The sequence below is a fragment of the Croceivirga sp. JEA036 genome (assembly GCF_011882165.1).
GTDB lineage: Bacteria > Bacteroidota > Bacteroidia > Flavobacteriales > Flavobacteriaceae > Croceivirga.
On record NZ_JAATON010000002.1, the window covers coordinates 651,799 to 663,986 of the forward strand.

General features: G+C 37.9%; 7 protein-coding genes. 1 reads left to right on the top strand and 6 read right to left on the bottom strand.

All coding sequences use genetic code 11. The features are described from left to right. Position 1: 1 nt before the first annotated feature. Both HCO57_RS07855 and HCO57_RS07860 read right to left on the bottom strand, forming a co-directional pair. The gene (locus tag HCO57_RS07855) at positions 2–493 is read right to left on the bottom strand and encodes a (2Fe-2S)-binding protein (protein ID WP_167988563.1); all 492 of its coding nucleotides are present in this window, start codon (positions 491–493) and stop codon (positions 2–4) included. Positions 494–498: 5 nt separating this feature from the next. After that, positions 499–1,104 carry a hypothetical protein gene (locus HCO57_RS07860; protein ID WP_136949250.1) on the bottom strand — a complete coding sequence of 202 codons (606 nt, stop codon included), beginning with the start codon at positions 1,102–1,104 and terminating at the stop codon, positions 499–501. Between the two features lie 73 nt (positions 1,105–1,177). Here HCO57_RS07860 and HCO57_RS07865 point away from each other — a divergent pair, with 73 nt between their 5' ends. After that, positions 1,178–1,741: a PhnA domain-containing protein gene (locus HCO57_RS07865; RefSeq protein ID WP_167988564.1), complete on the top strand. Its 564-nt coding sequence runs from the start codon at positions 1,178–1,180 to the stop codon at positions 1,739–1,741. A gap of 36 nt (positions 1,742–1,777) precedes the next feature. On the opposite strand, the gene HCO57_RS07870 is transcribed toward HCO57_RS07865, so the two are convergent. The 4 genes from HCO57_RS07870 to HCO57_RS07885 form a co-directional block, all read right to left on the bottom strand. Further along, positions 1,778–3,544, bottom strand: coding sequence for an alkaline phosphatase (locus tag HCO57_RS07870; protein ID WP_167988565.1), 1,767 nt, complete (start codon positions 3,542–3,544; stop codon positions 1,778–1,780). Positions 3,545–3,612: 68 nt separating this feature from the next. Then, positions 3,613–5,202: a RagB/SusD family nutrient uptake outer membrane protein gene (locus tag HCO57_RS07875; protein WP_167988566.1), complete on the bottom strand. Its 1,590-nt coding sequence runs from the start codon at positions 5,200–5,202 to the stop codon at positions 3,613–3,615. Positions 5,203–5,222: 20 nt separating this feature from the next. Continuing rightward, complete coding sequence (locus HCO57_RS07880) at positions 5,223–8,288, bottom strand: SusC/RagA family TonB-linked outer membrane protein (protein ID WP_167988567.1); 3,066 nt, start codon at positions 8,286–8,288, stop codon at positions 5,223–5,225. A gap of 169 nt (positions 8,289–8,457) precedes the next feature. Continuing rightward, on the bottom strand, positions 8,458–12,147 hold the full coding sequence (locus HCO57_RS07885; protein ID WP_167988568.1) for a two-component regulator propeller domain-containing protein: 3,690 nt from the start codon (positions 12,145–12,147) through the stop codon (positions 8,458–8,460). Positions 12,148–12,188 lie beyond the last annotated feature (41 nt).

Consider the following 12,188-nt stretch of genomic DNA (forward strand, 5'->3'; position numbering starts at 1 on the left):
CCTATTCCTTTTCTTGTTCAGTAATTGGTAATTCACTATTCAGTGCTGCAGCTCTATGTATGGCCTTACGCATGCGATAGTACGTACCGCAACGACATACGTTAATAATGTTGTTGTCAATATCTTCATCTGTTGGCTTAGGTACTTTTTTTAGAAGCGCAGCGGTGGCCATCATAAACCCAGGCTGGCAATAACCACATTGCGGCACTACTTCTTCTATCCACGCTTGCTGCACGGGATGTGGATTTTCTTTTGTTCCTAAACCTTCTATAGTAGTTATGGATTTTCCTTCTGCAAATTTTATAGGATACGAACAAGAACGTACCGCTTGGTCATCCACCAAGAGCGTACAAGCCCCACAGGCAGCCTTTCCGCACCCAAACTTGGTACCTTTTTGGTCTAACACATCCCGAATCACCCATAAGAGTGGTGTCATTTCATCTTCTATTTGCACTAATTGCGGAGTGCCATTTACTATAAGTTGTATTTTCATTTGTTTTATTTTGTGGGTATTACAGCTCCGTCTGCGAACCATTTTTCTACAACTGCGATATATTCTTCCTTAGATAAGGGTGGTTTTTCTCGTTCTACACCGTTGGCATCTACCCCAGGGTTCCATGCCCATAAAACCAGTGCATCTTTGGTAAGGTGTTCTACGAGCGCCTCATGATTTTTACCCCCGTTCGTTTCGGTGTTTAACAAGCGTTCCGCAATTTCTATTCTGGTTAATCCTTGCCACCCCATGGAAGCTGGTGCTAGCCCCCAGTGGGGTGCTCCTGGAACTCCTGAATAGGGATTGTTTTCTTTTTGGTGACAGGTATGGCATTGGGTAGCTTCAAAACCATGGTCATCCGCACCTCTGGCCATATCAAAATGATGCGGCTGCCGTTCCATGCCTTGTTTGGGCAGGTTGTCTGTCGGGTGGCAGTTCATACAACGGGGATGCGTTAATACATCCATCAGTTGATGAAAAGTAGTCTCGTTAGACACTTCTACTGGCTTATCTATTGTTTTATAATCGCTTACGTGGACGGATTTATTAAGACCGAAGAGCATTCCAGTGAGTAGAACTAGCAAGAATAGTATGGAGAGCGATTTTTTCATTCTTTCGTTTTTTCCAAGATACGAAATATAGCAAAGCCATACCTTTGCCGTTACAACCTAAACCTCTACTATTTTGATCAAAGAATTACAAGAACGAAGTGGAAACCAATGTGAACTTTGTGGTAGCCAAGATAATTTAGAACCTTACATTGTTGCTCCAAAAACAGGAAGCCTTGCCGAGGAGTGTGCCCTGCTCTGTGCTGTTTGCTCAAAACAATTAGACCAGCCAGAAACCGCAGACCCTAACCATTGGCGTTTGCTGAATGATAGCATCTGGAACCCCAATGCCGCAGTACAAGTACTTTCTTTTAGAATGCTCCATCACCTTAAGCACGAAGGCTGGCCCGTAGATTTATTAGATATGATGTATTTAGAGGACGATACCCGCAGTTGGGCAGAGGCTACATTACCCAATGAAAATGCCTTAGTACATAAAGATAGCAATGGCAATATTTTAGCTGTAGGCGACAATGTGGTTTTAATTCAAGATTTAAACGTAAAAGGAGCTGGTTTTACGGCTAAAAGAGGTACAGCAGTGCGTAATATTTCTTTGGACCACGAAAACGAAACCTACATAGAAGGCAAAGTAAATGGACAGCATATTGTAATACTTACAAAGTATGTAAAGAAGTTGTAGTAAAACCCCAATCCATACACAGACTGGGGCCTACACTTAATTAGCGATTTTCAATGCTTGTAAGATTTTATGAAAAATTTCTGTGTTTTCATAGACACCAGAGAACAGACCAGACCTTGGCCCATAGGCAAATAAAGGCACCATAGCAGCAGTGTGGTCATCGCTAGCAAAATCTACCATTATTTCTCCCGTAGCTACATCTCCGCCAATGATATCTAAACCACCTGTTTCATGATCTGCAGTGATGATGACTAAGGTCTCCTTATTACTATCTGCGAATTTTAATGCTTCTGCAATAGCCAAATCAAAATCCAAGGTTTCTGTAATTACACCGGTTATATCATTACCATGACCATAACTATCTATTTTGGCTGCTTCTACCATTATAAAGAAAGGTTTTGAATCTTTAGAAAGATAAGAAAGTGCGTCCTTTGTAGTAGTAGCTAAAAGTGGCCCTCTACCTTCTTTTACAGCTTTAACGCCACCTTCTGAAAAAAATACACTTACTTTTTTTTTGCGTTCTGGGTTAAATTGCTCGCCACCATGATTGGTGAATTTAAAATGTTTTTCCCCACCGCCTGCGGTCCAATCTAATTCACTTTTGATAAAATCTTGAGCAATTTCTTTCTGCATACCCCTATCCTTCTGATGTGCATAAAATGAGGCTGGTGTGGCTCCTACAAGTTCATCTGTAGTAATAATGCCTGTTTTAAACTGCTGATTTTGCAAAATCTCTGCAATGCTAGGTAAGTTTTCTGCTTCTGTAGATTTACCAATATAGCGATTATTGGTCTTGTGCCCTGTTGCCATGGCAGTGCCACCAGCAGCAGAATCTGTACACAAAGCGTCTGCACTAGAGGTTTTTACAAGACCGGTTTGCTTTAATTGGGTTAAGCTCAAATTTCCTCTGTTGGCTAGGGCAGCCGCAGATACTTGGGTGTTACCCATACCATCTCCTATCATTAAAATGATATTTTTTGCAGCTACTTTATGGTTATCTGGTTTAAAAGTTGGTTGGTACACCTTTTGTACTGGTCTAGGGTGATAGGTATGCTTTGCTAATTTTTTAAAAAAGGCTACACATTGGTAGGGATTATCTGTATTGATTACCTCTACTCCTATCTTTTGAAATTCTAACCATGCCGTTTTATTATCTGGAGTACCCCAAAACCTAAATGGTTTTCCTAATTTTTTAGCTTTAATAATCACCTCTTTTACAACATGCTCATCCTCATGTGTAAGTCTGCCTTTGCCATTCCAAACCGAATACTCTTTAAACCCTACGCTGACCATGCCTACTTTTTTAAGTTGTTGCGGACTTAAAGGTGTATCAAGTTCTTGCCAATCAAACTGTATATAAGCAGGATAGGCATTAAAATCTTCTGGTTTGGGACGCTTACCAGAGATTAAGAATTGTATGTTTTTATTATCCGTTAAAGTTTTAAACGATTTTAACTCCTTTAGCAATACTTTCAATGTTTTATAGGGCTGCTCCTTAACGTCTATCATTAATACAAAAGGTTCTTTAAAGTATCCCTTTTGGGCTGCTACTTTCATTGGCTCTAGATAGCCTTTTATTAGAGTTAAATTCCCTATTTCGTCTTTGGTATGTGCAACTTTTAATGTGTTATTATGCACAAATACATCTGCTTCTACCACATGAGCACCTGCACTCAGAGCAGTCCAGAAAGGAATTGGTTGTAAATAGTCGTTATGCGAATGTATTAGTAGATTTGCATTATGGTCTTGAGCAAAGGAATAGAATAAGGTAAGATTAAGTAAAAAGAAAATAATTTTATACATGTACTAAAATTTAAAAAAGGTGCTGAAACCAATCAGCACCTTTTTGCTAACTGAAAACTAACTACAAACTACCACCCTATGTTTTGCGGTATTCCAGAAGACTCAATCACAGTTTCTGGTATAGGCCACACATGCATATAACTGGCATCAAAATTTCTGGCTGGCCATACTTCTTCCAACGTGTAATCAGAATCTGGATTAGAACGGTCCGTATAAATTCTACCATAAATAGGTTGGGTGTATGCGTCTTGCGCATCTCCCCATCGTATTAAATCAAAATGTCTATTCGCAAATTCGCCCGCTAATTCCACCCGTCTTTCATGCTTTATATCTTCTATAGTAGCGTTAGAAATTGGAGCTAAGCCAGCTCTTTCTCTTACGGTATTTAAAGGTTCATCACCATTTTTCCCGTCCATGATTAATGCTTCGGCTTTCATCAATAACACTTCTGCATACCGCATTAAAGGCACATTGTAAACCGTAGAAGGGTTGTCTCCGTTGCTATTGATGTAGGTGCCTATTGGGTCTTCAAACTGAAATTCGTACATATATTTATTAAACTGAAAGCCCGACAAAGAATTCTCTGACTGGTATCTACGCTCCTCTCCAAAATATGTAAAAGTGTCTCCAAAGCTTAAAATTGTGATTGCTTTTCTGGCATCATCTGCCTCAAACTCATTAAACAAACTTTCTGATGGTGTATAATAACCCCAACCATTATATTTACCCCAACCTTTGTTCTCTAGCATAACTCCGGAAAGTATACTGCCTTGGTCTACGCCAGAATTAACAGACCAGATATACTCACTCGTCCAATTGTTTAAATGGCTATGCAATTCCCTGTAATCTTTAGCAGGGTTCCCAGTATTTATCAACGCTCTTCCAGACCCAGAATTTGTAACCATATCTGCATATTTAACTACTTCTGCATATCTAGAGGCATCATATTGCGCCCAATACAAGTTGGTTTTAGCCATGTAGGCATACGCAGCATCCTTATGAGGCCTTCCATAATCTTCTGATGCGTAATCCGTAAATAAAGGTAATAGTGCGGCCGCTTTTTCTAAATCTGCGACAATCTGGGCATAATTGGCCACTACACTTTCTGGTCTTTGGTAACTACCAGCAGGCTCGTTCATATTTTCTTCCGTAACGATAGGAACACCGCCGTTTGGACCGTTATCGCCATAGGTGTGCGCTACCCAGAAATAACTAAAAGCACGCATAAAATAGGCTTCTCCTAAATATTGGTCTTTCTTTTCTTGAGAAATTTCCATCGCTGGAATGTTTAAAATAACATCATTAGCTCTGCGGATTACCTGATAACTTTTTGGGTAACAGGTAGACGTATAGCCACCTTCGCCACCAGTGATATTAAAACTTTTAATATTATCTGCTGCTGCCTTTATACGACCGGTTACCATATCATCAGAAGCATTGATGTACCAGAAAAAACCTCTAGAGAACATTTCTTGGTCTGTCATATAAGCGTACATACTATTTACAGCCTCTTGTGCATCTTGGTCTGACTTATAAAAATTAGCATAGGACGTACTCCCAATAGGGTCTAGCTGTGTAAATTCTTCTGAACAAGCCGTAAATAATGCCCCGATCGTGGTAAGGGCTACAATTGATTTTTTTATTTGTATTGTTTTCATTTTCAACACTATTTTTTTTATTAAAGCTTAAGAGATAAACCACCAGTAACGGTTCTAGACAATGGATACTTGGCAATATCTAACCCTTTACCACCTACCTCTGGGTCTAAACCAGAATAATCTGTAAGCGTAAACAAATTCTCTGCAGATATATAAATACGAAGTGATGAGCCTTCTAGAATAGCATTCATTATTTGACTATCTACATTGTAGCCAATGGTTATATTTTTCATTCTTAAATAAGACGCATCTTCTAAATACCAACTAGACGCCAAACCAAAGTTTCTGTTGTCATCCTTAGTAGACAATCTTGGAATGTTTGTTGTTGTATTTTGAGGTGTCCATGCGTTTAATACACGGTTATCTAAGTTATAACCTGTTAAAGAAGCATTGTAGGTGGTGTACTTATACCCATTAAAAACATCTACGCCAGAAACGCCTTGAAACAACATGGAAACATCAAAGTTTTTATAGGCTAAGTTTAACCCTAGGTTATATGTAAAGTCTGGTTGATAACTCTCATAAAAAACTTTGTCTGCTTCATCTATTTTTCCATCGTCATTCGCATCTGCAAACTTAAAATCTCCTGGCTGTGCATTGGGCTGTATTAGGTTACCATCTTTGGTATACGCATCTATTTCTGCCTGACTTTGAAAAATACCTAACTGTGGCACCACATATACAGAGTACAGCGACCTACCTACCTCTGAACGGTAAGGCCTTAAAACATTTCTTACATTATCTGAATGTGCTATAAAGTCGATGCCGCTGCTGTTGTAACCATCTAGATTTACCAACTCGTTATCTAAAACACTAATGTTACCGTTTACTGCAAATCTAAAATCTCCTAAATCTTTGGTATAGGTTGCTGCAATTTCAAAACCTGTATTCTTTACTTCTCCACCATTAACATCTGCAGCTTTTGTTCCCTGATTTAAATCTTCTAGGCCAGGTAAAATCATTCCCTTAGTAGTTTTCTCAAAATAATCAAACGTTAAACTAAGGGTATTGTTAAACAAGGTGGCATCCATACCTAAGTTAATAGACTCTGACACTTCCCAATTTAAATTTGGATTGGATTGTTTGCCTACAAAAGCACCACGATCATCTCTAGAAGCATCCTCACCCAAGGTAACTACGGTAGTGTTTAGCGGTACATCAAAAGAGTAATAACCAACGGAGTTAATATTACCGATTTGTCCCCAAGAACCTCTGAACTTTAAATCGTTTATGGCGTTAACCTTAAAGAACGGCTCCTTAGAAACACGCCAACCTGCAGAAACGGAGGGAAAGTTATCTGATTGATTCTCTACCGCTAACCTAGACGTTTTATCCCTTCTTATACTACCAGATAAATAATACCTATCTTTAAAATTATACATGGCTCTACCAATAGCAGAAGTCAAACGGTCTTCAAAAACGCTAGATTCTGGATTTCTTATGATACTGGCGTTTGCAATAAATTGATTAAAAGGTTCTTCACTACTAAACCCATCGCCACGTAACCAAACATATTCTGCATCTGTATGCTGGGCAGAATATATAGCTGTTAAATCTATGGAATGCCCACCAAAAGTTTGTTTGTAAGACAATTGATTGTCCCAAACCCATCTGTTGGTTTGCCTATTAGACTGTTCTAAAAAATTGTTTGGATTAGAACGCCCCAATTCTGGCACTCTTGGTTGAAATCTTTTAAAATCTGATTGCGTGTAACTATACGCGTAGCTAGACCTCAAGGTTAACCCTTTTAGAACGTTATAAGTACCGTATACATTGGCATTTAAAAAATTTGTTGGCGCAGAAACCGTAGGTCTTAGCAACAAGGCTAAAGGGTTATAAACATCCCCATAAGCACCTGCAAATTGTGACAGGCTTTCTGGAACAACACCAGCAAAACTACCGTCTTCATAACGTGTAGGTGCCGCTGATGGCATATAAACCGCATTAATAATAGTTCCAGAATACGGATTGTCCGTATTGGTACCTAAAGCTTCTGTACGAGAGAAATATACATTTTCCCCAACCGTGATTTTATCACTTAAATTAAAATCAGATTTAACTCTAAAACTATACCTATCAGAAGAAGTTCCTTCTAACAAACCTTCTTTATCAAAATAATTAAAAGAAGTGAGATAATTAGCATTTTCACCAGCACCACTGATGCTAGCGTTTACACTTTGTATGCTTGCTGGCCTAAAGATGGCATCTACCCAATTAGTTCGGTTAACTTGTCCGTAAGGATTTTGGGCAGCATCATGTGCTGACTGTCTTGGAGAACCTGCGTTATCTGCCGCTAGGTTATACACCTCTGCTTGCTGTTGTGCTGTTAATGGCGTAGGCAAATTCATTGCTTCTTGTATACCACCGTAATAATCTATGTTTACCCTTGGTTTCCCAATCTTACCCTTTTTAGTCTGTATTACAATTACGCCAGACGCTGCTTGCGCACCATAGATAGCAGCGGCAGAAGCATCTTTTAGTACAGAAACCGAGGCGATGTCATTAGGGTTTATAGCAGGTCCATAATAGGGAACACCATCTACTACGGTTAAGGGGCTTTCGCTAGCAAAAGAGCCCAAACCACGGATAACAACATTACTACCGCTAGTAGGATTCCCACCTTGTTGCAAAACGGTAACACCAGGCACATTACCTTGTAGAAAATCGTTAAGGTTTGCTACTGGCCTAGAACTTATGTTTTCTATATTTTCTACTGTAGAAATTGCAGAGGTTAAATCTCCTTTTTTAGTAGTACCATATCCAATAAGGACAACTTCATCCAGCTCACTCGCCGCTTCTTGTAGTTCTATAGCTAAGGTAGAATTACCACTAAAATTTACTTCTTGTTCTGCGTACCCAATAAAAGAGAAAACTAAAATTCCGTCATTGGTGGGTACTTCTACAAGAAAATTACCATCAAAATCTGTAGCGGTGCCTATAGCACCACCACCTTTTAACATCACCGAAACGCCAGGTATTGGCATTTGGTCTGTTTTGGAGGTTACAGTACCTTTTACAGTAACCTGACTTACAGCGCTGAGGATACACCCAAGGGTGAACGCTACACTAAGTACTAACTTTTTCATTTTAAAAACTTGAGTTTTTGGTTTGGGTCAAAACTATTTTAGCTAGGTGGCACTAGGGGGTAATTTTGTTTCTATAAGGTGGACTTTGGTTGCAAAAAGAATGATAAATAGTTCAAAAAAGTGCACTTTAGTTACAGTAACATTGGGGTAACTTAGTAGTAATCTAGCGCTAACAGTCTAGAGTTTGTTCTTGCACCACAAACCTTTTTGGCGTTGTACCAAATTGTTTTTTAAACGAGCGACCAAAATATTTTGCATCTGCATAACCACATTCAAAACTTATTTCTGATACATTTAATTTGCCTTGCTTTAATAATAGCACTGCTTTTTGCATGCGTAAGGAGGTTATAACTTCTGAGGGCGAATTTTGCAATCGTTCTTTAAATAACCTGTAGCATTTAACCCTACTAATCCCCATTGTTTTTATAAGTGCTTCTACATTAAAACTTGGCTGTCCTAAATGTTGTTTTATGATATCTAAAGCCTGGCGCAGTAATCTGTCATCAGCAGATTCTATTTCTTGGTCACCTGCCAATAGTTTAAAGAGTGATTTTTGAAAGTTGTTCGATTCTGCTTTATTACGCTGTTGAATTAATTTGCTGAGTTTTTTTGTGATAAACTCTTGCTTTGCTGGTAATTGAATAACAGCATCTAGATTGTAAAACAGAGCTTTTTCATTAAGGGTGTGATCAATAGCCTCAGAGATGTAAACTAAAGGAATACGATTATTACTTATACGCTCCTTGTTATCTAATAATAACCCTGTTAATTCTTTATTGAAACTAACTTGATACAGCACCAACAAATCTACCTTGAGTACCTGTATGGCAGATAATACATCAGAAACCTTATGTTCTACAAGTATAGTATAGGCTTTGGGTTGCTGCAACATTGGCAATACAGCAGCTTCTTTATCTTTACCAGTAAGAATTAAAACCGTAGGTTTATCCGTGTTAACAATATCATCTTTCTGTTGTAAATGTTTATAACTAATGGCTTCAGAAAAGGAATGTTTTGGACTTACTTTTTTAACAGGAAGCTGTAATTTCAATAAAAAATTAGACGATAAATCTACGGTAACAGTTCCCTCCATTTCTTTCCACAACACCAAAAATGCTCGATAATAATTACCATATTTTTCAATATCTGGCCAAGTTGCATTCAGTAATTCGCTATCTGAAATCACTAAAAAGTCTAACTGGTTTTCTTGCTCTTCTATTTTTACTTTAAGTGTGGTATGCTGGGCTGTGTATTTTAATATGTCGTTTAACACGTACTGCAATGCCAACCGCAATCGCAATGCGTCTATGACAGCTAAATTATCCTTAAGCTTTAGTTCACTTTCATAATTCAGCGCAGCTAAAAGTGCTTTTTGTTTCACTTTAGAAAACACATCTTCTAATAAAACTCTAGACTCTACCACATTTTCTTGTAGTGGCCCTAAATGTTTTACATCTTGCAAATAATCCCATTCAATCACAAAATTTAACAGCTTACCAGCCTCTTGCTGTAACGTTTCTTTTAATTCTGGAAACTCTTGTAATTGCTGAGAAACATTTAAAACTTTTTGCAAAGGTTCTTGTAGAGAAGAAATAACAAAATGTTTAAACTTATCTACTTCAAAATCAGTATGCTTTAAACTGTTATGTAATTGCAATAATTCTTCTTTTTGATTAAAAATCTCTTGTCTTTGAACGTCCAACTCAGTATTAGCCTGCTCTAGAGACTTTTTTTGGGTTTGTATAACGGCAGTACGTTCCGCAATTTTAAGTTCTAACAGTTCTTTTTGCACTTTAGCCTTTTTATTTTTATTAAAAACAAGCAGAATAGCTATAGCTATAACACAAAGGCATATCCCTAAATAAAACCAAACCCTTTGATAAAAGGCTTTACCCACAGCAACGGTCGTCAATTTTACGGGTTCATCTATTTTAGTGTTTTTAAGCAATATAGAATAAGTGCCCGCGGGTAAATTTTTATACGTTTTACTACTAATACCATTTCCATGTTGCCATTCTTGGTCTACGCCCTCTATTTTGTAATAATAAGATTGCTTATCCGATAAAGGAAAAACAATAGGAGTAAAGGTCAATTCTAAACTAGCAGAATTGTGTTTTAAACTCAGTGTATCTGGCACATGTGATTGTTGATTGATGGTATACTTAACCTTTTGTTGATTCTGTTGATGGTCATAGGCAATAGGATCAAAATAATTTACCCCTTTAATGCCACCAAAATACATGATACCCTTTGGGTCTTTATAAAAAGCACCCTCAGAAAATTCACTTGTTTGCCAACCCTCTTCTGCAGCAATTGGTAAAACGTGGTAATTATCCTTTTGTATACGCGCTAACCCTTTGGTAGAACTTACCCACACATAATCTTCCGTATCTAAAATTCCATACACCATGTGACTTGGTAAGCCATTAGCTTCTGTAAGGCGGTGTACCACTCCTTTTTCACGACTGTATACTGTTACGCCACCCAAAGAACCGAACCAAAACAATTGCTGATGCGTATCATAATACACAGAGTAAGTACTATTCCCCAATAAACCATTAGCCTCATTTAAAACTTCTAATTTACCTGTATTGACATCTAAAAACAGAATACCGTTATGTTCTGTTGCTAACACCAATAGGCTGTTTACTATCTTTATTTGCCTTATGTGGTAATTTTTTAATTTATCCGCTCCTTTAAACGCTTCAAATTGCCCTGTTTCTAAGTTATATTTTGCAGCCCCACCCCAACAAGCAATCCATAATTCTTGGAAACCGTTTTCAAAAAAACCATAATGCCTGTTGCTTGGCAAAAGCGGTTGATTTTTAGCGGTTATCAAACTATAGCCCTGACCAGATATCTTTATGATACCTGCGTAAGTGCCTACCCAAACCGTTCCTTTGCTATCTGTAAACATACTGCGTATACGGTACCAATCTGGATCATCTAAAGCTTGTACTATGGTAAAAGGCAGATAACACTTATCTGTTAGCTGTTTAAAAAACAACCCTTTAGAATAGTAGCCTAGCCATTGTGTACCCTTTGTATCTGTAGTGATAGCTCTTACCGTCTCATTAGGTAAATGTTTGTATTTTGTAGGATGAGGGACCACAGAATATATACTTTCTGAACCTCTATAGGCCATACTTAACCCACCATCTTTCTGTGCTAACCATACGTTACCAAAATTGTCTAAATGAAGTTTTTCTACTTCGTTACTACGTAAACTATAATTAGAATATTGGTCATACGTATACTGGTCTAACTTGGTAGGTTTTGTTTCTGATAAAGTGTTCGCTACTACAAACAATCCATGCCGGCGGGTAGCAATCCATACGGTACCCTTTTTATCTTTTACACATTGATTAATTTGGGCATCTGGCTGTTGTTTTAAAACAAGTGTCTTGTAATAGCTAAAATCCTCTTTAAGTGCAATTGCTTTGGTAGGCTCAAATTCATTATTAATAAAAGCTAACTCTTTGTTGTCTAAATAAAGTAGCAAATCCCCTGTGTTACTAAGCCTAATGCTTTTTACAGGTTCATTAAAGGAATAACGTTTAAAATTTCCGCCGCCAAGATATCTACACAATTGTCCCCTATTATCTAATATCCATATGCGTCCTTGCTTATCCCTTTCAATAGTAAAAATATGATTCCCAGAAAGGCTCTTTTCATTAGCTCCATCATGTTTATAGACTGTAAATGTATAGCCATCAAAATAGTTTAAGCCATCATAGGTGCCCAACCAAAGTCCTCCATCTTCATCACTCGCTATGGCCGTTACAGAATTGTTAGAAAGCCCATCTTGAGTGGTGTAACTTTTGAATTTTATGTTCTGAGCAACTAAAAAATGAGACAAACAAAACAGAAAAAGCAGAATGCAATAAGGGTTACGCATGG